Origin of the sequence: Pantoea sp. NSTU24, from assembly GCF_050157905.1 — a bacterium.
In the GTDB taxonomy this organism is placed as follows: domain Bacteria; phylum Pseudomonadota; class Gammaproteobacteria; order Enterobacterales; family Enterobacteriaceae; genus Pantoea.
Map to the genome: position 1 here is coordinate 1,959,273 of NZ_JBKIWZ010000001.1, position 23,545 is coordinate 1,982,817.

The 23,545-nt window shown below is 57.0% G+C and carries 22 protein-coding genes; 11 read left to right on the forward strand and 11 right to left on the reverse strand.

Annotation, left to right across the window (positions count from 1 at the left end; translation table 11 throughout):
- Positions 1 to 106: 106 nt before the first annotated feature.
- The 3 genes from ACLHDD_RS09330 to ACLHDD_RS09340 all read right to left on the reverse strand — a co-directional run bounded on the left by ACLHDD_RS09330 (position 107) and on the right by ACLHDD_RS09340 (position 2,940).
- Positions 107 to 1,573 (reverse strand): amino acid permease, encoded by a 1,467-nt coding sequence (locus tag ACLHDD_RS09330; RefSeq protein WP_313653978.1) that lies wholly within the window; start codon positions 1,571 to 1,573, stop codon positions 107 to 109.
- Positions 1,574 to 1,689: 116 nt separating this feature from the next.
- Positions 1,690 to 2,556, reverse strand: a complete 867-nt coding sequence (gene yieE / locus ACLHDD_RS09335) for a DNA-binding transcriptional regulator YeiE (protein ID WP_427103895.1) — start codon at positions 2,554 to 2,556, stop codon at positions 1,690 to 1,692.
- A gap of 9 nt (positions 2,557 to 2,565) precedes the next feature.
- A complete protein-coding gene (locus ACLHDD_RS09340; RefSeq protein WP_427103896.1) occupies positions 2,566 to 2,940 on the reverse strand; it encodes a YkvA family protein in 375 nt (124 codons plus the stop codon).
- Positions 2,941 to 3,046: 106 nt separating this feature from the next.
- Here ACLHDD_RS09340 and ACLHDD_RS09345 point away from each other — a divergent pair, with 106 nt between their 5' ends.
- Together ACLHDD_RS09345 and nfo are read left to right on the forward strand one after the other, a co-directional pair.
- The gene (locus tag ACLHDD_RS09345; protein ID WP_427103897.1) at positions 3,047 to 4,102 is read left to right on the forward strand and encodes a YeiH family protein; all 1,056 of its coding nucleotides are present in this window, start codon (positions 3,047 to 3,049) and stop codon (positions 4,100 to 4,102) included.
- 51 nt (positions 4,103 to 4,153) lie between these two features.
- Entirely contained in the window at positions 4,154 to 4,999 is an 846-nt protein-coding gene (gene nfo, locus ACLHDD_RS09350; RefSeq protein WP_427103898.1) for a deoxyribonuclease IV, read from the forward strand.
- A 202-nt stretch (positions 5,000 to 5,201) separates the two neighbouring features.
- On the opposite strand, the gene fruA is transcribed toward nfo, so the two are convergent.
- From fruA to ACLHDD_RS09370, 4 genes are all read right to left on the reverse strand, one after another.
- On the reverse strand, positions 5,202 to 6,920 hold the full coding sequence (fruA, locus tag ACLHDD_RS09355; RefSeq protein WP_427103899.1) for a PTS fructose transporter subunit IIBC: 1,719 nt from the start codon (positions 6,918 to 6,920) through the stop codon (positions 5,202 to 5,204).
- A gap of 16 nt (positions 6,921 to 6,936) precedes the next feature.
- Positions 6,937 to 7,875 (reverse strand): 1-phosphofructokinase, encoded by a 939-nt coding sequence (gene fruK / locus ACLHDD_RS09360; protein ID WP_427103900.1) that lies wholly within the window; start codon positions 7,873 to 7,875, stop codon positions 6,937 to 6,939.
- Positions 7,872 to 9,002 carry a fused PTS fructose transporter subunit IIA/HPr protein gene (gene fruB, locus ACLHDD_RS09365; RefSeq protein ID WP_427103901.1) on the reverse strand — a complete coding sequence of 377 codons (1,131 nt, stop codon included), beginning with the start codon at positions 9,000 to 9,002 and terminating at the stop codon, positions 7,872 to 7,874. The genes fruK and fruB overlap by 4 nt, the downstream gene beginning before the upstream one ends.
- Positions 9,003 to 9,284: 282 nt before the next feature.
- The gene (locus tag ACLHDD_RS09370) at positions 9,285 to 9,539 is read right to left on the reverse strand and encodes a YkgJ family cysteine cluster protein (protein ID WP_313653969.1); all 255 of its coding nucleotides are present in this window, start codon (positions 9,537 to 9,539) and stop codon (positions 9,285 to 9,287) included.
- A 163-nt stretch (positions 9,540 to 9,702) separates the two neighbouring features.
- Between ACLHDD_RS09370 and yeiP the strand changes: the two genes are divergently transcribed.
- From yeiP to ACLHDD_RS09395, 5 genes are all read left to right on the forward strand, one after another.
- Positions 9,703 to 10,275 carry an elongation factor P-like protein YeiP gene (yeiP, locus tag ACLHDD_RS09375; RefSeq protein ID WP_427103902.1) on the forward strand — a complete coding sequence of 191 codons (573 nt, stop codon included), beginning with the start codon at positions 9,703 to 9,705 and terminating at the stop codon, positions 10,273 to 10,275.
- 72 nt (positions 10,276 to 10,347) lie between these two features.
- Complete coding sequence (locus ACLHDD_RS09380) at positions 10,348 to 11,316, forward strand: CobW family GTP-binding protein (protein ID WP_427103903.1); 969 nt, start codon at positions 10,348 to 10,350, stop codon at positions 11,314 to 11,316.
- A gap of 42 nt (positions 11,317 to 11,358) precedes the next feature.
- The gene (locus ACLHDD_RS09385; protein WP_427103904.1) at positions 11,359 to 12,066 is read left to right on the forward strand and encodes a phosphatase PAP2 family protein; all 708 of its coding nucleotides are present in this window, start codon (positions 11,359 to 11,361) and stop codon (positions 12,064 to 12,066) included.
- Positions 12,067 to 12,578: 512 nt separating this feature from the next.
- Positions 12,579 to 13,154, forward strand: a complete 576-nt coding sequence (gene mepS / locus ACLHDD_RS09390; RefSeq protein ID WP_427103905.1) for a bifunctional murein DD-endopeptidase/murein LD-carboxypeptidase — start codon at positions 12,579 to 12,581, stop codon at positions 13,152 to 13,154.
- A gap of 219 nt (positions 13,155 to 13,373) precedes the next feature.
- Entirely contained in the window at positions 13,374 to 14,951 is a 1,578-nt protein-coding gene (locus ACLHDD_RS09395) for a cyclic di-GMP phosphodiesterase (protein ID WP_427103906.1), read from the forward strand.
- Positions 14,952 to 15,334: 383 nt separating this feature from the next.
- Here the strand turns inward: ACLHDD_RS09395 and ACLHDD_RS09400 are convergent, their stop codons facing one another.
- From ACLHDD_RS09400 to rsuA, 3 genes are all read right to left on the reverse strand, one after another.
- Entirely contained in the window at positions 15,335 to 15,655 is a 321-nt protein-coding gene (locus ACLHDD_RS09400; protein ID WP_427103907.1) for a hypothetical protein, read from the reverse strand.
- 286 nt (positions 15,656 to 15,941) lie between these two features.
- Positions 15,942 to 17,138, reverse strand: a complete 1,197-nt coding sequence (locus tag ACLHDD_RS09405) for a Bcr/CflA family multidrug efflux MFS transporter (RefSeq protein WP_427103908.1) — start codon at positions 17,136 to 17,138, stop codon at positions 15,942 to 15,944.
- Between the two features lie 30 nt (positions 17,139 to 17,168).
- On the reverse strand, positions 17,169 to 17,888 hold the full coding sequence (rsuA, locus tag ACLHDD_RS09410) for a 16S rRNA pseudouridine(516) synthase RsuA (RefSeq protein WP_427103909.1): 720 nt from the start codon (positions 17,886 to 17,888) through the stop codon (positions 17,169 to 17,171).
- Positions 17,889 to 18,043: 155 nt separating this feature from the next.
- Between rsuA and ACLHDD_RS09415 the strand changes: the two genes are divergently transcribed.
- Complete coding sequence (locus ACLHDD_RS09415) at positions 18,044 to 19,798, forward strand: DEAD/DEAH box helicase (protein WP_427103910.1); 1,755 nt, start codon at positions 18,044 to 18,046, stop codon at positions 19,796 to 19,798.
- A gap of 151 nt (positions 19,799 to 19,949) precedes the next feature.
- A complete protein-coding gene (rplY, locus tag ACLHDD_RS09420; protein ID WP_427103911.1) occupies positions 19,950 to 20,234 on the forward strand; it encodes a 50S ribosomal protein L25 in 285 nt (94 codons plus the stop codon).
- A 120-nt stretch (positions 20,235 to 20,354) separates the two neighbouring features.
- Here the strand turns inward: rplY and yejK are convergent, their stop codons facing one another.
- Positions 20,355 to 21,359 carry a nucleoid-associated protein YejK gene (yejK, locus tag ACLHDD_RS09425; protein WP_427103912.1) on the reverse strand — a complete coding sequence of 335 codons (1,005 nt, stop codon included), beginning with the start codon at positions 21,357 to 21,359 and terminating at the stop codon, positions 20,355 to 20,357.
- Between the two features lie 158 nt (positions 21,360 to 21,517).
- On the opposite strand from yejK, the gene ACLHDD_RS09430 reads away from it, so the two are divergent.
- Both ACLHDD_RS09430 and yejM read left to right on the forward strand, forming a co-directional pair.
- Entirely contained in the window at positions 21,518 to 21,745 is a 228-nt protein-coding gene (locus ACLHDD_RS09430) for a YejL family protein (protein WP_111138780.1), read from the forward strand.
- Between the two features lie 22 nt (positions 21,746 to 21,767).
- Complete coding sequence (yejM, locus tag ACLHDD_RS09435) at positions 21,768 to 23,522, forward strand: LPS biosynthesis-modulating metalloenzyme YejM (RefSeq protein ID WP_427103913.1); 1,755 nt, start codon at positions 21,768 to 21,770, stop codon at positions 23,520 to 23,522.
- Positions 23,523 to 23,545 lie beyond the last annotated feature (23 nt).

The window sequence follows — 23,545 nt, forward strand, 5'->3', positions numbered from 1 at the left end:
CGCTGCCCGCTTTTTGGCCGGGCGGTGCGCTGCTTCGCTTCGGCGGTCTGCGCCCTCGCCATAAGGTCGGGCGCCACCGCCACGCGCGGTGTCAGGCGTAACCGCGTTACGCTTTATGAACCGGGAACGTCATCTCGCTGTACTTCACCAGACGGCTGCCGCGTACCAGCCTGTAGCCGAACCAGATGATCAGGAACAGCGGAATGCCGATATAGGTCGCTGCCACGCCGTACCAGTCGATACTCTCGTTGAGAAACGCCTGATAGTTCTGACCCAGCGTAATAATCAGGCAGAGCACGAAAGCGAAAATGGGTCCTAGCGGGAAGAAGCCGGAACGGTACGGCAGATCGTTCAGGTCATACCCCTGAGCAATATAGCCCCGGCGGAAGCGATAGTGGCTGATGGCAATGCCCAGCCAGGCGATAAAGCCGGTCATGCCGGACGTATTCAGCAGCCACAGGTAGACCTCCTGATTTCCGAACTTTGAGGTCAGGAAACAGAGGCCTGCCACGACGGTAGTCGCCCAGAGTGCATTGCGCGGCACGCCGCCCTTTGAGAGCTTCGCGAAAATCCGTGGCGCTTTGCCTTCGCAGGCCAGGTTATAGAGCATACGTGTTGAGGCGTACATACCGGAGTTTCCTGCCGACAGCACCGCCGTCAGGATCACCGCATTCATCACCGCCGCCGCGGAGAGCAGACCGGCATTGCGGAAGACCAGCGTGAACGGGCTGACGCTGATATCGTTAATATCGTTATGCAGCAACTGTGGATCGGTGTAAGGCAGAATCAGGCTGATGATCAGAATAGCAAAGACATAGAACAGCAGGATACGCCAGAACACCTGCCGGACCGCGCGCGGAATGTTTTTCGCCGGATCTTCAGATTCGCCCGCCGCGATACCGATCAGTTCGGTGCCCTGGAAGGAGAATCCGACAATCATCGCAACGCCAATCATCGCGGCAAAGCCCCCCGCAAACGGCGCATCCCCGACCTGCCAGTTATGCCAGCCCGCGTGCTCCGCGCCGCGCATAATGCCGGTAATCATCAGCACGCCCACCACGATAAAGATAATCACGGTCGCCACTTTGATCAGCGAGAACCAGTACTCCGCCTCGCCAAAGCCTTTCACCGAGATGTAGTTGAGCAGGAACATCAGCCCCAGGAATAGTGCGCTCCAGATCCAGCCGGGCGTGTCGGGGAACCAGTAGTTCATCACCAGCTGTGAGGCCACCAGGTCAACCGCGATGGTCACCGCCCAGTTGTACCAGTAGTTCCAGCCGAGTGCGAAACCAAAGCCCTCTTCGACATATTTTGCGCCATAGGTAGCGAAGGAGCCTGACACGGGCATGAAGGCGGCCAGTTCGCCCAGGCTGGTCATCAGGAAATAAACCATCAGGCCGATGAGGATATAGGAGAGAAGCGCCCCGCCGGGTCCGGCCTGAGCAATGGTGGCACCGGAGGCCACAAAGAGGCCAGTACCGATGGAGCCGCCGATGGCAATCATCGTCAGATGACGGGCTTTTAACGCACGTCGTAATGCAGGTTGTTGTGTTGTTTTTGAGTCATTATGCATGTGTTAACGCTACGCTGGGTAAAAATGAGGCGCGATTGTAGCAGCCAGACCGCCTCTGTATAGCGATGCCATGCTGTTATTAGTTAAGTTCATGATCGTGGCCGGATTATTAGCAGTCACTCACGACAGTAGGAGAGAAAGCGCGTCAGGGCTTTGGAAATATGCTTCTGCCGGTGATGAATACGGTAGAGCGTGCGGGTCAGCCGCGGCAGCGGGATCACCAGTTCGGTCAGCGTGCCCGCCTCCAGCAGATCGGCTATCACCCGGCGCGACAGGCAGCTGATCCCCATGCCGTGCCGCACCGCATGTTTAATGGCTTCGGAATTGCCCAGCTCCATTCCCAGCTGAAAACTCGGCAGATGAGACAGCAGCAGATAATCGACAATTTCCCGGGTGCCGGAGCCGCGTTCGCGCAGGATCCATGGGGCGTCTGCCAGGGTTTTCAGCGTCACCGGCTGCTGCAGAATCGGCGCATCGGGCGCGGCAAACACCACCAGCTCATCCTCCAGCCAGGGTTCACTGACCAGCTCGGTCATGTGGCACGGCCCTTCAATCAGCCCCACATCCACGCGGAAATCGGACACCGCCTGAATCACATCCTGGCTGTTGCCCACACTCAGTTCCAGCGGCAGGCCGGGAAAATCGCGGCGGTAAGCCGCCATCATGCCGGGCAGCAGATAGTTGCCGATGGTGCTGCTGGCGGAAATGCGAATGGCGCCGTTATCCTCTTTAAACAGCTGCTCGATCTCGCCTGCCTGCTCCAGCAGCCCCACCGCACGCGGATAGAGCAGCCGCCCATGTTCATTCAGCACCAGCCGTTTGCCGACCCGGTCAAACAGCTGCACCCCAAGCTGATTTTCCAGATCGGCCAGCGCCGCGCTGACCGCCGACTGCGACAGGGCCAGCAGCTGGGACGCCTGGGTGGTGGAGCCACTCTTAAGCACTTCGGTAAACACTTCAATCTGTCGCAGCGTAATGTGCATCGTTGCCTCTTAACTCAGTGATTGCCTGACGAGCCAGACGATCAGCGCCAGCCAGATCAGCCCAATCGCCACCAGCCAGCCGGCGATCTTTTTGCCGCGGCTGCGCTGCGCTTCTGCCCGCGCGAGGCTGCTGAGGCGTACCTCTTTCGGCAGTAACCGTAGCAGCAGCATGACGCCCCTCGGGATAATCACTGCGTCATCCAGCAGCCCCACAAAGGGAATGACATCCGGAATAAGATCGATTGGGCTGATGCCGTAGGCAACCAGCCCCAGCATCCCCAGCTTGTTCCACCAGGGCGTGCGCGGGTCGCGAAAAGCGAATCCCAGCACAAACACATCCCGTTTGATCAGCGTCGCCCAGCGGCGCAGACGTGACACTAACATGACAGCTGCCTTATCGTTTATTCTGGTCAATTATAAATATATTATCAATTTCACTTTTAAGCCAGTTGCCTTCATGATCACGACTCCACCAGAAGGAGTGACTACCATGACCGAACTGAGCCTCGCTAAACCGCATCACCCTATCGCGCTCTGGTTCCCCGGCCTGCTGATGACCGCCGTCATTGCCGCTGCGGCCAGCTGGCTGGCACAGCAGCCTTTGATCGCGTCGCTGGGACTGGGCTCGCTGACCCTGGCAATTATGCTGGGCATCGTGGCTGGCAACAGCGTCTATCCCCTGGTGGCCTCCCGCTGCGACCGCGGCGTGGTACTGGCGAAACAGAAGCTGCTGCGGCTGGGCATTATCCTGTTTGGCTTTCGTATCACTTTACAACAGATTGCTGATGTCGGTTTCAGCGGCATCCTGATCGATGCGCTGACGCTGAGCAGTACGTTCATGGTGACCTGTCTGCTGGGCATCCGGCTGCTGAAGCTGGATCGCGATACCGTCTGGCTGATTGGGGCTGGCAGCAGCATCTGCGGTGCGGCGGCAGTGCTGGCAACCGAACCGGTAGTGAAAGCCGCGCCGTCAAAAGTCGCGGTGGCTATCGCCACCGTGGTGCTGTTCGGCACCCTGGCGATCTTTATCTATCCGCTGCTGTGGCCGCTGGCTCATCATCTGTTTCCGGGGCTGAGTGCAGCGCAGTTTGGGGTCTTCACCGGCTCTACCATCCATGAAGTGGCGCAGGTAGTGGCCGCTGGCCACAGCATCAGCCCGGCGGCGGAAAACAGTGCAGTGATCGCGAAGATGCTGCGGGTGATGATGCTGGCCCCGTTCCTGCTCTGCCTCGGTGCAGTCATTCGCGGCAGACGCCATGCGGGCAACGCCCGTCAGCCGGTGACGTTTCCCTGGTTCGCGCTGCTGTTTATTGCTGTTGCCCTGGTTAACTCACTCCAGCTGCTGCCTGCGGCGCTGGTGAGCTCGCTGAATCAGCTCGCCGGATTGCTGCTTGCCATGGCGATGGCCGCGCTGGGACTGACCACCCGTTTCGGGGCACTGCGCGAGGCGGGCGTCAGGCCGCTGCTACTGGGCGCGATGGTCTTTGGCTGGTTAATCGTGGGCGGCGGCACCCTCAATCTGCTGGTACAACATTTCATGGGCTGATGCCATCAGGTATCATGCCGGTTCATCCATGCATAGCCCCAGGAGAAAGGAATGAAATATATCGGCGCACATGTGAGTGCGGCAGGGGGCGTGGATCAGGCCGTGATCCGCGCCCATGAACTGGAAGCCACCGCCTTCGCCCTCTTTACTAAAAATCAGCGTCAGTGGAAGGCCGCCCCGCTCTCCACAGAGATGATTGATGCTTTTCGCGCCGCCTGCGAGACGTACAAATTCAGCCCGCAGCAAATCCTGCCGCACGACAGTTTTCTCATTAACCTCGGTCATCCGGTTGAGGAGGCGCTGGAGAAATCCCGGGCGGCCTTTATCGATGAACTGCGCAGGGCCGATCAGCTGGGCCTGACGCTGCTGAACTTCCATCCCGGCAGCCATCTGCATCAGATTGAAGAAGAAGCCTGCCTGAAGCGGATCGCCGAGTCGATTAACGTCGCCCTCGACCAGACGCAGAACGTCACCGCCGTGATTGAAAATACGGCAGGCCAGGGCAGTAACCTGGGCTTCCGCTTCGAGCACCTCGCGACCATTATTGAGCATGTCGAAGACAAGTCGCGCGTCGGCGTCTGCATCGATACCTGCCATGCGTTTGCCGGCGGTTATGACCTGCGTACCGAAGCCGACTGTGAAGCGACCTTCAGCGAGTTTGAGCGCGTCGTGGGCTTCGGCTATCTGCGCGGTATGCACCTCAACGATGCCAAAAGCGCGTTTGACAGTCGCGTTGACCGCCACCACAGCCTGGGTGAAGGCAACATCGGCAGGACGGTGTTCAGCTGGCTGATGAAAGATGCCCGGTTTGACGGGATCCCGCTGATTCTGGAAACCATCAACCCTGATATCTGGAAAGATGAGATTGCCTGGCTGAAAGCCGAGCAGCAGGGATAAAAAAGGGAGCCTGAAGGCTCCTTTATTATGTCAGCTTTGTGCAGGCTAAGGGCGCATACGCCCTGCGTGAAGGTGCAGATAACGCCCTCTCCGGCACGCTATGCTCTGCGCCATACGCATGTGCCTATCGCTTCTGGCTTACTTGCCGTCTGAAAAGCAAACAGGGAACCATCTGGCTCCCTGTTTATTTCACTTCAGCGTATCAGGCTTTCGCCAGCTGCTCTTCCGGACGTTTCAGAACCGCATAGCTCAGACCGGCAATCGCGGTGCCGATGACAATCGCCATCAGATAGCCTACAACCGGCGTAATCGCGCCTGGGATCAGCAGAACAAAGAGTCCGCCGTGCGGGGCCATCAGTTTGGCACCAATCGCCATAGAGATTGCACCGGTCACTGCGCCACCAATGATACAGCATGGCAGAACGCGCATCGGGTCACGGGCAGCAAACGGAATCGCACCTTCAGAGATGAAGCAGAGACCCAGCACCAGTGCCGCTTTACCGCCTTCCTGTTGACCTTTGTTGAATTTACGACGGGCAACCAGGGTTGCCAGGCCCATCGCCAGCGGCGGCACCATACCGGCTGCCATGATGGCGGCCATCGGTGCATAGGTCTGCGAACTCAGTAAGCCGACACCAAACGCGTAGGCCACCTTGTTCACCGGGCCACCCATGTCGGTACACATCATGCCACCCAGAATCGCACCCAGCAGGACCGCATTCGCTGTACCCATGTTTGCCAGCCAGTGCGTCAGGCCGCTCATGATACCCGCCACCGGTTTACCGACTACATAGATCATCAGCAGGCCGGTGATCAGGCTGGCGAACAGCGGAATAATCAGTATCGGTTTCAGCGCTTCCATACTCTGCGGTAGTTTCACTTTGCCGCTAATCAGCTTCGCCGCATAACCGGCAATGAAGCCTGCGATAATCCCGCCCAGGAAACCTGCGTTGATGCTGGTGGCGATCATGCCGCCAATGAGACCCGGTGTCAGACCCGGACGATCTGCGATGGAGAAGGCGATAAAGCCCGCCAGCACCGGTACCATCAGGGCGAAAGCACTGCCTCCACCGATCTGCATCAGTGCGGCAGCCAGGGTGCCTGGCTCTTTAAAGGCGGTGATACCAAAGGCGAACGACAGGGCGATACTCAGACCACCCGCCACCACCATCGGCAGCATGTAAGAAACCCCGGTCAGCAGGTGGCGATAGGCGCCCGCGCCGCCCTGCTTCTTCTCTTCTTCGCTGTTTGCCGTGCTCTGGCCGCTGGCAGCGACTTTATAAGGCTTCGCTTCTGTGACCGCTTTATCCAGCTCCTGCGCAGTTTTCTTCAGCGCCAGGCCGGTAGAGGTGCGGTACATCGGCTTACCGGCAAATTTCGCCAGATCCACTTCGATATCCGCCGCCACGATTACCAGATCGGCAGCCGCCACTTCCTCCGGCGTGATAGCGTTACCGGCACCCACGGAACCGCGGGTTTCAACCTTGACCCACCAGCCGCGACGGGTCGCCTCGGCCTGGATCGCCTCGGCCGCCATAAAGGTATGCGCGACGCCGGTCGGACAGGCTGTCACAGCAACCACGCGTTTCGGTGCTCCCGCCTGCGCCGGAGTCGCCGCTGACGCTGCCGCTGGTGTTACCGCCGCAGCTGGCGCCTGCCAGGTTCTGGCTTCTGCCTTCGCCCGGTTGAGGAAGTTTTCCGGCTCGCTGACCGCCAGCTGGAGATCGCCCAGCCAGACCAGCTTGCCATTCAGCGCCGCATCGTCCGGCACCTTTTTGCCCAGCACAATCGCCAGATCTGCGTCGGCAGGATTTTCAGTCAGGGTCAGGCCCGCCGCCGCTGCAGCGGCAGCCAGACGTTGTTGCGCCATAAAGGCGGAAGCCAGTCCCAGTGTAGGGTCTTTAATCAGCAGCGTTTTCATTATCGCTCTCCTGCTGTCAGTTAACGGGTTGTAAGTCGACACGCGCCATCATCGCGGCCAACTGAGTACGATCGGACACACCAACGTTGCTCTGGCTGACGGCCATGGCCGCCACCGCTGTCGCAAGACGCAGCGTGTGCTCGCTGGATTCACGCATCAGCAGGCCATAGATCAGCCCGCCTACCATAGAGTCACCTGCACCGACGGTGCTGACGACGTCGCACACCGGCGGTTTCGCAATCCATTCGCCTGACGCGTTGACCCACAGTGCGCCTTCTGCGCCCAGCGAGATCACCACATGGGCGATGCCCTGCTCGCGCAGCTCGTGCGCCGCACCAATCACATCCTGCAACGCTGGCAGCTTACGCCCGGCCCAGATCTCCAGCTCACGGCGGTTAGGTTTCACCAGCCATGGCGCGGCTTTCAGGCCCGCCACCAGCGCCTCGCGGCTGCTGTCGAAAATGATGCAGGGGCAATGGGTTCGCAGTTCGGTCATCCAGCGGGTAAAAGCCTCGTGATCCACGCCTTCTGGCAGGCTGCCACTGACGCAGACCATATCGAACTGGCCCAGCCAGGTCAGTGAATCGCTGGTAAAACGATCCCAGTCCTGCGCCGTGACCTGAAAACCGGAGAAATTCAGATCGGTCACATCACCGGTCTGTTCGGTGAGTTTAACGTTAATACGGGTCCGGCCCGGCACCACCTGGAAACGGTTGGCAATGCCCAGCTCGCTGAAGAGCTGCTGAAAGCCATCCTGATTCTCTTTACCCAGAAAGCCACCGACGGTGACATCAATACCCAGGTCCTTCAGAACTCTGGCGACGTTGATCCCCTTGCCCGCCGCGTGCAGTCCGGTAGTTTTCACCAGATTGACTTCGCCGCGTTCAATTTCAGGGGTATATCCCACCAGGTCATACGCCGGATTCAGCGTAATGGTGGCGACACGTCTGCTCATGCTGCCCCCTCACCCAGACCGCTGGTGATCGCTTCTTCAATCGCGCTCAGCGCCTGCTGGGCATCTTCACCGCTGGCGGTAAAGCGCAGGCGATGGCCTTTCTTCACGCCCAGCGCCACGACTTTCATCAGGCTGCGACCGTTAGCCGGTTTACCGCTGCCGTCGAGGTTGGTCACGGTGATGTCGCTGTTGAACTGCTTGATCACACTGACCAGCGCCGTGCCCGGACGGGCATGCAGGCCATGTTCGTTGCGGATAGTAAATTCGGCGGTCAGGACTTCAGCCTGCTCATCGACTTCACTGGTCAGCAGGGCGTAAACACCCGCCGCATCAGCTTTCAGCAGACGGTCAGCTTTGCCCTGCTGCAGCAGCGCGCTGAGGTAACCCAGCACGTCCAGCGGACGTTCATCGGTGGCTGACACGCTGATGAGCATCGACGCCGGTTCGCCCTGATGTTCAAAGGCGTGCTCGGTACGGCTGACGGCCACGCCGCTGCGCAGATTGCCCAGGCTGCTGTCGCTGAGCCAGATGCCCTGTCCCAGGCTCAGCGGCGGGGTTGAGATGACATCGGCGACGTAGCTGGCATCAACCACGCCTGCGGATTGCAGTCTGCCGGCATTCATCGCCTGCAGGGTAATCAAATCGCTGGCGGCGACGTTAAGCGTAACCAGTGAGGTGTCGAAGCTGAATTCAGCGGCCTGTTTTTCGCCCATCAGCAGCGCACGAAGATCTTCAGCAGAGGCGGTTTTGAGCTGTTCAGCGATGGAGTCATCGCTGAGCACATGGGTCAGCTGACGCAGCAGCGCCAGATGTTCATCTGACTTTGCGGCAATCCCGATAGCCACATAGGCCGTCTGATCCTCGCCCCAGGCTATGCCCTGTGGAAACTGAAACACCTGAACGCCGGTTTTCAGCACCAGATCGCGGGTGTCGGTCGTGCCGTGTGGGATTGCGATGCCGTTGCCAAGAAAGGTTGAGGTCTGCTGTTCGCGCGCCAGCATGCCGTTGACATAGCCTTCAGCCACATTGCCTGCCGCGGTTAACGCGGCAGCAACCTGACGAATGGCCTCTTCTTTGTTCTGGGCGCTGGCTCCGGTATGGATGGCCTGCAATTCGAGCTGGAACATAATTCTCCTCGCTTGCTGAGATTGAATCGTTTCAGCTAATGAACAGATTTTTGCGCCCTGCCGTCTGTGCCTGCTGACGCTGTCAACGCTGAAACGTTTCAGGAATTGTGAAGCAGCTGCTTTCGTCAGGCAAGAAAATGCGTAAACGGCGTAACAGATTTTTGACATTACGCACATTTCAGGGGCAGGAAGCGGATCAGCGGAGAGTCAGGCTGACGCTGTTGCTGTCACGCCCGGCGGCGCAGAAAAACAGCGTCAGCTATATCAGCTATATCAGCCTTTTCAGGGGGCGGTGTCGGCTTCAAGTTTCAGCAGATAGGTCATCGCCTGCTGGCGCGACTGCCCGCACATGCTGAATGAAGGCTGGAGACCAGCGCAGACGGCAGGCCGTAGCGGCGAACCGAACAATTTGCAGCGAAGATCGTCGTCCAGCTGAACACAGGGCGTGTTGGCGGGCTTGCCGTCAGGCATGCCGGGGATAGGCGATGAAATAGAGGGTGCTGTGCAGCAGGCACCGCATTGGCTACGACATTGCATGCTGTGCTCCGGCAGAAAAAGAGGCGCTGACAATAGCAGTCCGGGACGGCAATTACCATGAAAGCCGCGGCCTGACACAAAATTTCGCATCCGTGATATTGCCAGTTTTCACTGGCGCGAGTAACGTTGCGCGCACTTCACTCTCATGATAGCGAGAACAGCAATGCCAAAAGCCAATGAAATCAAAAAAGGGATGGCCGTCACGCACAACGGCAAACTGCTGCTGGTTAAAGATATTGATGTCCAGAGCCCCAGCGCACGCGGTGCGGCGACCCTGTACAAAATGCGCTTTACCGATGTCCGCACCGGTTTAAAAGTGGAAGAGCGCTTCAAGGGCGACGAGATTATCGATGCGATTTCGCTCAGCCGCCGCAGCGTCACCTTCTCTTATATAGATGGTGACGAATATATCTTTATGGATGATGAGGATTATACGCCCTACTCCTTTAAGCAGGACCAGATCGAAGACGAATTGCTGTTTATCCCTGAAGGCGGTATCCCCGGCATTCATGTTCTGACGATGGATGGCCAGGTAATTGCCCTGGAACTGCCACAGACGGTGGATATGGAGATCGTCGATACCTCGCCTGGCATTAAAGGCGCTTCCGCCAGCGCCCGCACCAAACCCGCCGGGATGAGTACTGGTCTTTCTATTCAGGTTCCGGAATACCTTAGCAATGGCGATCGTATCCGTATTCATATCGCTGAACGCCGCTACATGAGCCGTGCTGATTAAGCTGTCACGGGCGCGGGCGTAATCGTGTTATAATATAACATTAATCAGCTATTTCAGGCAGGAGCCCGCACCATGACACGCGTTAATCTGATTACCGGTTTTCTGGGCAGCGGAAAAACCACGCTGCTCTGTCATCTGCTGGCCAACCGGCCACAGAACGAAACGTGGGCGGTGCTGGTTAACGAATTTGGCGAGATCGGCATTGATGGTGCACTGCTGGCGGATCGTGGCGCAATCGTCAAAGAGATCCCCGGCGGCTGCCTGTGCTGCGTGAATGGCCTGCCAATGCAGGTCGGGCTGAATCTGCTGCTGAAGGATAAGCCGGACCGGCTGCTGATCGAGCCCACTGGTCTGGGCCATCCGCGCCAGATACTGAAGATGCTACAGGCCCCGGTCTATCAGAGCTGGCTGCAGCTGAATGCTACCCTGACCCTTCTTGATCCCCGCCAGCTCGCCGATCCGCGTATCGTTGCCAATGAAAACTTTCGCGATCAGCTGGCGGCCGCCGATATTATCATCGCGAGCAAGCGTGACTTATGGGACAGGCAGGATCGCCAGCGGCTGACTGACTGGCTGCAGCAGAGCCAGTCCCCGCGTCCTGTGACAGAAACAGAATCTGGTCGCATTCCCCTTTATCTGCTTGATGCGCCCCACCAGCCCCGCGAACTCCCGCTTCCGCACCATCATCATCCGGCAGCCCCTGCCAGCGGCGTAGCAGCGCTGCGACTGGAAGGCGGTGCGCGCTGGCGCCGGTCGCTGAATCAGGGTCAGGGCTATAACGCCTGCGGCTGGCTATTCGATGGCGACACCCGGTTCGACAGCGCGGCCCTGCTGGCGTGGGCACAGCAGGCGCAGGTCGATCGGATAAAGGGCGTGATGCACACGGCCGAAGGCACAATGCGTATTAACGGCGAGGCAAAAGCCCTGCACAGTGAAACCTCTGCTGCATCGCCCCCTGACAGCCGTATTGAAGTCATTCATTCTCAGCAGGCTGACTGGAATCGACTACAATCGGCGTTGTTGAAGTGCCGTTTACGCTAGTAAAGGTATTATCGGCGGTTATTTTTTGAAATGAGTTTACCTATGCGCGCAACCCGCCTTGTTACCATCCTGCTGCTTAATGCACTGGGTGTTGTGCTGTTTCTGTCCTGGTATCTGCCGCCGCAACACGGTTTCTGGTTCGGCATCGATAAAACGATCTTTTATGGTTTCAATAACCAGATGGTGACCCACCCGCTGTTTGCGCTGATCGTCGCGATGACCAACTTCCGGGGTTTTGATGTCGTGTCACTGCTGGCGATGGGCCTGCTCTATCTGTCAATCTGGCGGCAGGAGACACCTCCGGCGCGTCGTCGGATGCTGGCGATCGGCATCACCATGCTGCTGACGGCTGTCATCCTTAATCAGCTTGGCCATCTGCTGCCGGTGAAACATTCCAGTCCGACCCTGTTTTTTGAGAATGTACATCGTGTCAGCGAACTGACCGGCATCCCGGCTAAAGATGCGTCGAAAGATAGCTTTCCTGGCGACCACGGCATGATGCTGATTATTTTTGCCTGCTTTATGTGGCGTTATTTTGGCTTCCGCCGTTTTTCAATTGCCGCCGCGATTGTGGTGCTATTTTCGCTGCCGCGCGTTATGGCCGGCGCACACTGGTTTACTGATATTGCCGTGGGATCGCTATCGGTCGTACTGGTCGGTCTGAGCTGGTGGCTATTAACGCCAGCCAGCGACATGCTGGTTAACTGGTTTTATCGCAACTTACCGGGAAAATATAAGCCCGCGATGTAAATGATAAGCGCGGTCGGTTTAATCGTTTTACGCTGAACCTGCCGCGCTTATAAAAAACAGCCCCTCACTATTAGCCTGCTAATTAATATGGCGAAAAGAAAAGGTTATCTTTTCCGCAAGCTGGTTAAATCCTCGCCCCACGCTATTGTCCACCCAGAAAATCCCGGAAATGCGGCGATGCGCTGAATTGACGCCCGTATTACCGCCTGTTCTCACCATCATTTGCTCATAATTGTCGCTAAATTAGTCATTATGTTACGTTTTGATTCTCATCAAAAAAACCTATGTGAAATTGATTAAAAGCACTCGCCACAGCGTCTGTAATCAGTTAACCTCAATCGCAGTGAGGCCAAAGCGTCAGAAAAACCAGATTTTTTTACATTAAAATGTGTCCATTAACACATTTTAGTAATTAAGGATTTGTCTTAGTCTGTCTCGCTTATTAATCTCCCTGCTTTGTCATCTGGCTGACGACAATTGTGTCGTAAGGAACCCGAAGGAAAACCCGAATAATGGTCAAGTCTCAACCAATACTGAGATATATTTTGCGGATCGTGCCCGCACTGGCGCTGGCAACACTCCTCTCAGCTTGTAGCAGTACTCATAGCAGTCAAAACGCGAATAACGAGAATCATGAAGTTAACAACCAGAATGGTTTTTTACTTCAGGCGTCTCAGGATGAGTTTGAAGAAATGGTGCGTAATGTCGACGTGAAGTCGCGCATCATGGAACAATACGCCGTCTGGAAAGGTGTGCGCTATCGCCTCGGTGGCGATACCAAACGCGGGATTGATTGTTCCGCCTTTGTTCAGCGTACTTTCCGCGATCAGTTTGGCTTAGAACTCCCGCGCTCCACCTCTGAGCAGCAGGACACCGGCAGAGAGATTACCCGCAATAAACTGCGTCCTGGCGATCTGGTGATGTTCCGCGCCGGTTCAACCGGCCGCCATGTGGGCATCTATCTGGGCAATGACAACTTCGTTCATGCCTCGACCAGCAGCGGTGTAATGATCTCCAGTCTCAATGATGACTACTGGAAAAAGCGTTACCGTGAAGGACGTCGTGTGTTGAGCCGTAACCCGAGCTGATAATCACCTTCGATCTTCTCTCAGCCAGAGAACAGAAAACGCTGCTTATGCAGCGTTTTTTTTTGCCTGTTCTGTGCAACAGGCGTGACATAAGATAAAAGCATTGCATTTCAGATTAATAACAAGACATACCGGACGATCTCGTTATATTCTCGGTCGCTTAAACCGAAGCAGTCGTGCGTAATAACATAATAATAATTTGATCAGGGGAAGCTCCTCATGCCACTGTCGGGGGCGCTGCGGCGCCATACCAACTATCCTCGCCGTATCGCATGGAGTAGCGCGATGGCAGGCGGCTTATTTTTTCTCTTATTTGCCACGCTCTCGCTTCACCAGACCTGGCAGAAACGCGAGCGGCAGCATCAGCAACTGCTGGAAAAAAGCCGCACGGCATTACAGCAGACGCTCTCCTCGCTGCTTAACAGTACCCTCAGCCCCCTGCTTCCGTTTACCCAGACCGCCTGCCATACCATTAATCGTGAACTCACCTCACGCGCCGCCTTCGCCGGGAATCTCCGCGCTATCCTGCTGGTCAACGACGGCAACGCGTTTTGCTCCTCGGCGACCGGCAGCTTCAGTCTGCCGCTCAGTGTGATTGCACCGCTCAGTGATCTCTCTCGCGAACTCGATCTGCGGCTGATGCCCGGCACGCCGCTGCAGCCCAGTAAACCGGCGCTTGCACTGTGGATTAAAAATCCGGGCAACCAGCAGTCAGGCGTCTTCGCCACGCTGAATATCACGCTGGCGCCCTATCAGTTGATGGTGTCGATGCGACCGGAAATTACCGGTATGGCGCTGTCCGACCCACGCAGCGCCCTGACCAGCTGGCAACCCGGTATTATGGAGAGCCATAATCTGCCGACACCGCTGAATCAGCAGGGACTGGCAGGCTATCCGCTGCAGCTGACGCTCTACGGCTCCACGCTGGCGTTCAGTGACTATGAGGCTATTCTCTTCAGCAGTCTGCTGCTGTCGCTGCTGGTCGCCGGGGGTTGCTGGCTGCTCTTGTCGAGCTATCTGTGTCCGGGCAAAGCACTGATTCAGGGCATGAAGCGCGGCGAGTTTCACGTTGAATATCAGCCGCTGGTGACCTCACACGATGGTCAGCCCTATGGCATGGAAGCGTTACTGCGCTGGACCCATCCGACCAGAGGCCCGATTCCGCCCGATATATTTATTCACTATGCCGAGTCACATGACCTGATTATTCCCCTGACCCGGCATCTGTTTCAGCTGGTGTCACGCGACGCGCATCGGCTATGCCATACTATTCCCCGCAACGCCTGTCTTAGTCTCAACATTTCGCCACTGCATCTGGCTGACAGCAGTTTCCGCCAGGATGTCCTGCACTGGCTGGATACCATGCCTGCGGCTCACTTTAATTACGTGTTTGAGATCACCGAGCGGGCCATGCTGAGCGACGACAACGTCGGCGAACAGTTCGACTGGCTGCATCAGCAGCAGATTCATATCGCGATTGATGATTTCGGCACTGGCCACAGCGCGCTGATTTATCTTGAACGTTATGCGTTTGATTACCTGAAAATCGATCGTGGCTTTGTCCAGAGCATCAGAACGGAGACGCTGGCCTCACCGGTACTGGATTCCGTGCTGCAGCTGGCGAAGCAGCTCAACCTGAAGAGTGTGGCCGAAGGGGTCGAAACCCGCGAGCAGGCAGCCTGGTTGATTAATCGTGGGGTGACGCATCTGCAGGGCTATATCTTCAGCCGTCCGCTGCGACCGGAAACACTGACAGACTATTTCCAGCGTTATCACGCTGAACCGTCCCGTCCCTGAATGCGGAGAGGAGAACAGACCCGCCTGGCTTCTTTCCGGATTTCTGCTGCTGTGCGCCCGGCTCAGTGATGTTCCCTTCCAGCTATCAGGCGGAAAACATCCGCGTGCACTGATTGCGATGGCGCAGCTGACAAAGCCCCGGCTGTTGATTGCTGGTGAGCTGGCCTGGTCGCGGGACCGCACGGTGCAGATACAGATACTTTTTACGTCGTTTACAGCGGCCGCGCAGTGAGCTGTCTGTCAGCCACGACCCCGATGTAGGACGGGCCCTGTGTCACCTGATTATTGTATTGTGACAGGAGGAAGTGGTGGAACAGAGGGAATATGAATAGTTATTTACCTCTCCTGCAACGGCCTCTGCCCGGGCGTGGCTGGCCACGCCCTCAGCCAGCGATAAAGGTTTCGGCAATCGCCACACCCTGATTTTTCAGGCAGCAGTTGGTCGCGCTTTCGTCACGGCGCCGGATGAACAGGCAGGGCTGCCCTTCACACTCGGCCACTTTGCAGTCGACCTGAATACCGGCCAGCACCTCTTTAAGCTGCTGCAGGATCTCCCACGCTGGCATGCCGTCATGGCTGATCAACCGCAGCGCCACAAACTCCTGGTCATCCAGCACAGTGTCATCAGACTCGATGGCACTGTGGTGATCGCTGGCCCAGCGAAAACGCTGCGGCAGGCGATGCACGATTGAAAGTTGCAGCATAGTTTACTCTCCCCGGATGAGTGTATGTCGCAACGCACAGGCACTGACGCGAAAAACGGCCGATGACGGCGGAATCCGGACAGGATCGCCTCGCTGTGCGAACTGCAGAAGCGCATTTTTGCGACTTACGTCGCACTTCAGGCTATATTTACCGCGTTCACACGCCGTTAACAATCATTTTAGACGCAATATGGTTACTTTTTTAACTAAAAATCTTCACATTAAATAAACATAGCGGGCAGCACGTCGCCCGCCACCGTACAGGGGACAAAAATCCTGTACCGGATTAGCGGGACGCCGTGCGCGGACGGGAAGCGTAAAAGAAGAGCAGCAGAGAGAGGGAGGCGCAGAGCGCGATAGTACCAACCATCGGCCAGGCACTGTTGAAACTCAGCAGGGAGAGCAGCGCACCGACAAACGCGCCGACGCCAAACCGCAGCGTGCCCGCCAGCGACGACGCCGTGCCTGCCATGTGCGGAAACTCATCCAGGATCACCGCCATCGCGTTGGAAGAGACCATCGATACGCAGCCGATAAACATTGCGATGCCCATCACCAGCGGCAGAAAGCCCAGATCCAATGCGCTGACCAGCAGCAGCCAGATCCCCATACAGAACTGAATCAGCAGCCCCAGCCGGAACATCGCCAAGGGCCCAAAACGGCGTACGGCACGGCTGTTAATCAGCGTCAGTACAAACAGAAACACCACGTTAAGGCCAAAGTAGTAGCCAAAGTTTTGTGGCGAGACGTGATTCAGCTCGATGTAAACAAACGGACCGGCATTCAGAAAGGTAAAGAGCCCGGCAAAGGAGAAGCCGCTCGACAGCATATAACTGAAAGCGCGTTTATGCCGAAACAGGGTCACAAAATTGCCCAGCGTGGTGCGCAGATGAAAACGCTGCCGCTGCGCCGGCTTCAGTGTTTCGCGGATCTGGGTAGTGACCAGCACGGTGGTCACTAACGCGGCCCCGGCCAGCGCCCAGAAAATGGCATGCCAGCTCCAGAGCACCAGCAGCCAGCCGCCGATAATCGGGGCCAGCAGCGGCGCAATGGTGGTAATCAGCATCACAAAAGACATCATGCGCGAGAAGTCCTCTTTCGAGTAACTGTCCCGCATCAGCGCATTAATCACCACGCTGGCGGCCGCCGCTGACAGGCCATGCAGGAAACGCATCAGGATGAGCTGGTCGATTGATTGTGACAGCGCACAGGCCGCGGCAGCACAGGCAAAAATCAGGGTGCCGAGCGCGATCACCGGCTTGCGGCCATAGCTGTCGGCCAGCGGCCCGTAGATGAGCTGGCCGATCGCGAAGCCCAGGATGTAGAGGTTGAGCGACATCTGCACGCTGCCGGCAGAGACACCAAACTCACGGGCAATCTGCGGCATGGCAGGCAGATACATGTCGATCGATAACGGCATCAGCATCGCTAATAGCCCCAGGATAACGATCAATCCCGTTGGCGAGTTTTTTTCCTTACGCACGCCCTCTCCTCTTCTCTCCTGACGCAGATTTTATTTTGCCTGCAGCTCTTTTGGCAGACCGATGCTGGCGATCTCATCTTCGGTCAGCGGCCGGTATTCGCCCGGTTCCAGATCCTCATCCAGCACGATATCGCCGATACGCTCGCGATGAAGCTCCACAACCCGGTTGCCCACGGCTGCAAACATCCGCTTCACCTGGTGGTAGCGCCCTTCGCTCAGCGTCAGCCGCACGTCTGTCGGTGTCATCGCCTCCAGCTGAGCCGGTTTGGTCAGGCTCTTCTCGTTATGTAGCTGTACACCCGCCATAAACTTTGCCGCGGTGTCGTCCGCAATCGGCGACTCCAGCGTGACGCGATAAGTCTTCTCGCAGTGATGACGTGGCGAGGTAATGCGATGTGACCACTGACCATCATCAGTCAGCAGCACCAGTCCGGTGGTATCGATATCAAGCCGCCCTGCCGCATGCAGCTTAAAAGACATCGGCTCTTCAATGAAATAGAGGATGGTGGGATGATCGGGATCGTCGGTGGAGCAGACGTAGCCCTGCGGCTTGTTCAGCATAAAGTAGCGTGGGCCGGTCAGCATCTGCAGGAGGTTACCGTCGTACATCACTTCATGATCGGGCAGCAGTTTAAACGCGGTATCACGCACCACTTCACCGTTAATGGTGACACGCTGACCACGGATTTCGCGATGGGCGATAGCGCGGCTGATTTCCAGTTGCTGAGAGATGAATTTGTCGAGTCGCATGAATTCGTTTTGCCTGTTACTGCGGAGGGAATCTGAAACGGCCTGGTTAACCGTTGAAAATGTGCGGGAAGTATAACGTGATCCGCGCCAGCCTGACAGCGCGTTTACCGCCCTTTCGTGGCATAATTGCTACCAGTTTTGCAAAAGTGAGCAACATGTCTTTTACCTTACGCCCCTATCAACAGGATGCGGTGAATGCCACCGTGTCGCACTTCCGTCGTCATCACCAGCCTGCGGTGATTGTGCTGCCGACCGGTGCCGGAAAAAGTCTGGTCATCGCTGAGCTGGCCCGGCTGGCACGTGGCCGGGTGCTGGTGCTCGCACACGTCAAAGAGCTGGTGGCGCAGAACCACAGCAAATATCAGGCTTACGGGCTGGAAGCCGACATCTTTGCGGCGGGCCTTCAGCGAAAAGAGAGTCAGCGTAAAGTGGTCTTTGGCAGCGTGCAGTCGGTCGCACGCAATCTCGACCAGTTCGACAGCGCCTTCTCGCTGGTTATCGTCGATGAGTGTCACCGCATTGGCGATGACAAAGAGAGCCAGTATCAGCAGATCTTCAATCATCTGCGTCAGCATAATCCGCAACTGCGCCTGTTAGGCCTGACCGCCACGCCGTTCCGGCTGGGCAAAGGCTGGATCTATCAGTTTCACTATCACGGCATGGTGCGCGGCGATGAAAAGTCGTTATTCCGCGACTGTATCTATGAGTTGCCGCTGCGCTACATGATCAAACATCAGTTTCTGGTGCCCCCGGAACGGCTGGATATGCCGGTGGTGCAGTATGACTTCAGCCGGCTGACGGCACAGTCCAGTGGACTGTTCAGCGAAGCCGACCTTAATCGTGAACTGAAGCAGCAGCAGCGCGTGACGCCGCATATCATCCGGCAGATTGTGGCGTTTGCGGAGGACCGGCTCGGCGTGATGATTTTCGCCTCCACGGTGGATCATGCTCATGAAATCCTGCGACTGCTGCCCGATAATAGCGCACTGGTTTCCGCCGATACGCCCGCGCGGGAGCGCGACGCGCTGATTCTGGCATTCAAGGCGCAGCAGCTGAAATTTCTGGTGAATGTCGCAGTGCTGACTACGGGCTTTGATGCGCCGCATGTCGACCTGATCGCCATCCTGCGGCCCACCGAATCGGTCAGTCTCTATCAGCAAATCGTCGGACGTGGTCTGCGGCTTTCGCCCGGTAAAACCAGCTGTCTGATCCTCGATTATGCCGGTAATCCGCACGACCTTTTCACGCCGGAAGTCGGCGCGCCCAAAGGGGCCAGCGACAACCAGCCGGTACAGGTCTTCTGCCCGGCCTGTGGTTTCGCCAATACCTTCTGGGGCAAAGCGACAGAAGATGGCATGATCATTGAGCATTTTGGCCGCCGCTGTCAGGGCATACTGGAAGATGACGAGGGCGAACGCGAGCAGTGTGACTTCCGTTTCCGCTTTAAGAGCTGCCCGGACTGTGGCGCAGAGAACGATATCGCCGCCCGGCGCTGCCACCAGTGCGACAAAGTTCTGGTCGATCCGGACGATATGCTGAAAGCGGCGCTGAAACTCAAAGATGCGCTGGTGCTGCGCTGTGGCGGCATGACGCTGGAACAGGGAGCGGATGCCAAAGGCGAATGGCTGAAAGCGACCTATTTTGACGAAGATGGCACCAGCGTCAGCGAACGATTTCGCCTGCAGACGCCAGCCCAGCGCAAAGCCTTTGAGCAGCTGTTTATGCGTCCGCACCAGCGCGCGCCCGGCGTGCCGCTGGGCTGGCAGACCGCCGCTGACGTCGTGGCGCTGCAGCCGCTGTTGCGCCATCCCGACTTTGTGGTGGCGCGCGCTAAAGGCCAGTACTGGCAGATCCGCGAGAAAATGTTCGACTATCAGGGGCGCTATCGCCGGGCCAATGAGCTGCGCTGACCGTCCGGCCCCGGGCGGATGGGTATACCGTTTGCTACCGCAAGGCAATACGGCTATAATGCCGCCCGCTTTTGCATGTGCATCAGCAGTGTTGAATAACCTGCCTGTTACTGGGTCGCCTGTAGCAGGAATTATATAAAGAGACGTATTAATGTTCACTATCAATGCAGTAGAACGTAAAGAGCAGGGTAAGGGTGCGAGCCGCCGCCTGCGTACAGCTAACCGTTTCCCGGCTATCATTTATGGTGGTTCTGAAGCGGCTGTTGCCATCGACCTGGATCACGACTCCGTAATGAACATGCAGGCTAAGCCTGGTTTCTACGAAGAAGTGCTGACTCTGAATGTTGACGGTAAAGAAACCAAAGTGAAAGTTCAGGCTGTTCAGCGTCACCCGTTCAAGCCAAAACTGTTCCATATCGACTTCGTTCGCGCTTAATCGCTGACAGAGTTGAAAAGCAGAAGGGCCGGTTGCGAAACCGGCCCTTTTGTTTTGTTGCCTTCCGATGAAGATTATCATCGTGAAGGGTAAAGAAAAGCCGGGCTGAGCCCGGCTTTTTTATTTGCCGCTGGTCCGGCGCTGCAGCTGGTCGCGCAGATTCGGTGGCGTCCCTTTGATCGTCAGGGTGTCCGTGGCCGGATCCCAGAAAATTCGTTCGCCCAGCAACATCGCATCAAAGTTCAGCGTCAGTCCCCCGCCACTGCCGGCGAATTTGGTCAGCTGACGCAGCGTCGAGCGGTCGGCCGGGAAACTCTCTTCCAGCTCATAGCCCTGCTCCTGGGTAAACGCCTGGAAGCTTTTTTCGCCCAGCGGAGGCAGCTCGCCCGACAGCTCTTCCAGCGCAATCTCCTCGCCCGCCTGCAACTGCTCATTACAGTAGCTGTAGACCTGCTGGCGATAGTTCTGTCGCTCCTGTTTATCCAGCGCCGATTCGTTGCAGTAGTCATCCACCGCCTGTAACAGCCCACGGTTCTGCGCTTTGGTGTCCAGCCCGACTTCGGCGCCCAGGAAATCCATGAAGAAGTCTGCCACTTTCCGCCCGACGCGGCCACGCAGGAAGGTCAGGTAACGGGTCGACGCCGGATTGGTTTCCCATTCGGTTAAGTCAATGCGTGCAACGATATCGGCATGATTGATGTCGAGATAATGGGTGCTGCTGATATCCAGCTGCTCATTCACCCGCATGCTGGACTGGCTGTTCAGCACCGCAATCAGCAGATACTCCACCGCGAGGTAGCGATAGTGAATAAACAGCACCACGCCGCCTTCAGCAAAGGGATATTTTGACAGTTCATCGCGCAGGCGACCCGTTGCCGCACGGCTAAAAGCAAGAAAATCATCGTTGCCCTTACGGCAATTACGCAGGGCTTCTGCCAGTTCACTTTCTGCATTAAACAGGCCATAGGCTTTGCTTTTTGCGCTGTAAACCCGGTGTAACTCCTCCACCATCGCATTGACGGTTTGGGTGGCAGGCAGCAGCGAATCGCGCAGCGCCACGTCAAGCTGGTTTTCATCGCGTCTGATTAACTGATGCAGGGCAATCTGGTCGATATCCAGACTCATGGTAGACTCTCCTTTTAGCACAGGCGCGTATTCAAACACCGCCAGCATCGGCTTTCAACTCCATGCGTAAAGTGAACGCGCTGCTTTCGATAAAATTGCGGTAAAAAGTGCGTTGTTCCGGTAATATATCGCCTTTTAAAATGAGCTCAGACGACGATATGGCACAATCATCCCGTTACAGTGACGAACGCGTGGAGCAACTCCTCGCGGATCTGGCCCAAATCCTGCACAAGGACAAAGCCCCCACAGACCTTTCCCTGATGGTGCTGGGAAATATGGTGACTAACTTAATTAACAGCGACGTCGCTCCCGCGCAACGTCGTTCACTGGCCCGCTCTTTCGCCGATGCCCTGCAGGCTTCCGTGCGTGACGACAACGCCCATTAATTAGCTGATTTGATTTCATAATATGGTAACCAACCGGCAGCGCTACCGCGAAAAAGTCTCCCAGATGATTAGCTGGGGGCACTGGTTTGCTCTGTTTAACATCTTATTCGCGCTGATTTTAGGCAGTCGCTACCTGTTGGTCGCCGACTGGCCTTCTTCTCTGGCGGGGCGTATCTACGCCTACACCAGCTGGACAGGCCACTTCAGTTTTATCGTTTTTGCTGCTTACCTGCTGATTATCTTCCCGCTGACCTTTGTGGTGATGTCGCAACGGCTGATGCGGGTCATATCGGCCGTCGTCGCCACCGCCGGGCTGACGCTGGTGATGGTCGACAGTGCCGTCTTCAGCCGCTTCCATCTGCACCTGAACCCGGTAGTATGGGAGCTGGTCATCAACCCGGATCAGAGCGAGATGGCGCGCGACTGGCAGCTGATGTTTATCAGCGTGCCACTGATTTTCCTGGTCGAGATATTGTTTGCGACCTGGAGCTGGCAGAAACTGCGCAGCCTGAATCGCCGTTCGTTTGGCAAGCCTCTGGCTGCCCTGTTTATCAGTGCCTTCTTTGCCAGCCACCTGATGTATATCTGGGCCGATGCCAATTTCTATCGTCCGATTACGATGCAGCGCGCCAATCTGCCGCTCTCCTACCCAATGACCGCCCGTCGCTTCCTTGAACGGCATGGCCTGCTGGATGCGCAGGAGTATCAGCGCCGGCTGGTGCAGCAGGGTGATCCCGAGGCGCTGGCGGTGGAGTATCCGCTCAGTGACATTACGTTCCGCGATGGCGGCACGCGCAACAACCTGCTGGTACTGACGGTCGATGGTCTGAACAACGCCACACTGCCCAAAGCGCTGCCGGCACTGAATCAGTTCGCCAGCGAAAATGTGCGCTTCACCCAGCATTACAGCGCGGGCGATACGCCGGAGAAAGGGCTGTTTGGCCTGTTCTACGGCATCTCCTCCAGCTACATGAACGGTATTCTGGCCTCCCGGACGCCGTCCGCCCTGCTCGGTGCGCTGAGCAGCCAGGGGTATCAGTTTGGTCTCTTCTCATCGGAAGGCTTCAACGCGCCGCTTTATCGCCAGGCGTTGCTGACCGATTATTCGCTGCCGGCCACCGCCAGTCAGCCTGACGCCAGTACTGTGGCGCAATGGCAGAACTGGCTGGACAAACAGAAAGGATCTCAGGCGCCGTGGTTCTCATGGATTGCCCTGAACGGCCCTGAGGTAACCGGTGAGAGTGCGAAGGCGCGCCAGCGCAGCTATCTGCGTCAGGCACCTGCGGTAGACGATCAGATTCGCACCGTGCTTAGCGATCTGCAGGCACGCGATTTGCTGAAAAACACCGTGGTGGTCATCACTGCACAGCGCGGTCTGACGCTGGATGGCAATCCTGACAGCGCAGGTAACCGGCAGGCGCTGCAGGTGCCGCTCGTTATTCACTGGCCTGACACGCCTGCGCAGACTGTTGATCGCCTCTCCGATCATCAGGATGTCATGGCCACGCTGATGCAGCGACTGCTGCATGTGCGGACCAGTCCGGTGAACTACTCGCAGGGTGAAGATCTGTTTGCCGCACGTCGTCGTCATGACTGGGTCGCCAGTAGCGAAGAGAACAAACTGGTGATTACCACGCCACAGGTGACGCTGGTATTGAACAACAACGGCAGCTATCGGGCGTATGATGCGCAGGGCAATGCGCTGAAAGATCACAAGCCAGAACTGACGCTGCTGTTGCAGGTTCTGACAGAGGAGAAGCGATTTATCGCTAACTGATTAATTATCAGGCAAATAGTCGA

Coding starts and splice junctions, on each gene's coding strand:
- ACLHDD_RS09385 (WP_427103904.1), top strand. CDS start 11,359: ATGCGCGCAACCCGCCTTGTTACCATCCTGCTGCTTAATGCACTGGGT.
- yejK (WP_427103912.1), bottom strand. CDS start 21,359: ATGAGTCTGGATATCGACCAGATTGCCCTGCATCAGTTAATCAGACGC.
- yeiP (WP_427103902.1), top strand. CDS start 9,703: ATGCCAAAAGCCAATGAAATCAAAAAAGGGATGGCCGTCACGCACAAC.
- fruK (WP_427103900.1), bottom strand. CDS start 7,875: ATGAGCAGACGTGTCGCCACCATTACGCTGAATCCGGCGTATGACCTG.
- ACLHDD_RS09400 (WP_427103907.1), bottom strand. CDS start 15,655: ATGCTGCAACTTTCAATCGTGCATCGCCTGCCGCAGCGTTTTCGCTGG.
- fruA (WP_427103899.1), bottom strand. CDS start 6,920: ATGAAAACGCTGCTGATTAAAGACCCTACACTGGGACTGGCTTCCGCC.
- ACLHDD_RS09430 (WP_111138780.1), top strand. CDS start 21,518: ATGGCACAATCATCCCGTTACAGTGACGAACGCGTGGAGCAACTCCTC.
- rsuA (WP_427103909.1), bottom strand. CDS start 17,888: ATGCGACTCGACAAATTCATCTCTCAGCAACTGGAAATCAGCCGCGCT.
- ACLHDD_RS09370 (WP_313653969.1), bottom strand. CDS start 9,539: ATGCAATGTCGTAGCCAATGCGGTGCCTGCTGCACAGCACCCTCTATT.
- ACLHDD_RS09395 (WP_427103906.1), top strand. CDS start 13,374: ATGCCACTGTCGGGGGCGCTGCGGCGCCATACCAACTATCCTCGCCGT.
- ACLHDD_RS09415 (WP_427103910.1), top strand. CDS start 18,044: ATGTCTTTTACCTTACGCCCCTATCAACAGGATGCGGTGAATGCCACC.
- yejM (WP_427103913.1), top strand. CDS start 21,768: ATGGTAACCAACCGGCAGCGCTACCGCGAAAAAGTCTCCCAGATGATT.
- mepS (WP_427103905.1), top strand. CDS start 12,579: ATGGTCAAGTCTCAACCAATACTGAGATATATTTTGCGGATCGTGCCC.
- rplY (WP_427103911.1), top strand. CDS start 19,950: ATGTTCACTATCAATGCAGTAGAACGTAAAGAGCAGGGTAAGGGTGCG.
- ACLHDD_RS09340 (WP_427103896.1), bottom strand. CDS start 2,940: ATGTTAGTGTCACGTCTGCGCCGCTGGGCGACGCTGATCAAACGGGAT.
- ACLHDD_RS09380 (WP_427103903.1), top strand. CDS start 10,348: ATGACACGCGTTAATCTGATTACCGGTTTTCTGGGCAGCGGAAAAACC.
- ACLHDD_RS09330 (WP_313653978.1), bottom strand. CDS start 1,573: ATGCATAATGACTCAAAAACAACACAACAACCTGCATTACGACGTGCG.
- ACLHDD_RS09345 (WP_427103897.1), top strand. CDS start 3,047: ATGACCGAACTGAGCCTCGCTAAACCGCATCACCCTATCGCGCTCTGG.
- nfo (WP_427103898.1), top strand. CDS start 4,154: ATGAAATATATCGGCGCACATGTGAGTGCGGCAGGGGGCGTGGATCAG.
- yieE (WP_427103895.1), bottom strand. CDS start 2,556: ATGCACATTACGCTGCGACAGATTGAAGTGTTTACCGAAGTGCTTAAG.
- fruB (WP_427103901.1), bottom strand. CDS start 9,002: ATGTTCCAGCTCGAATTGCAGGCCATCCATACCGGAGCCAGCGCCCAG.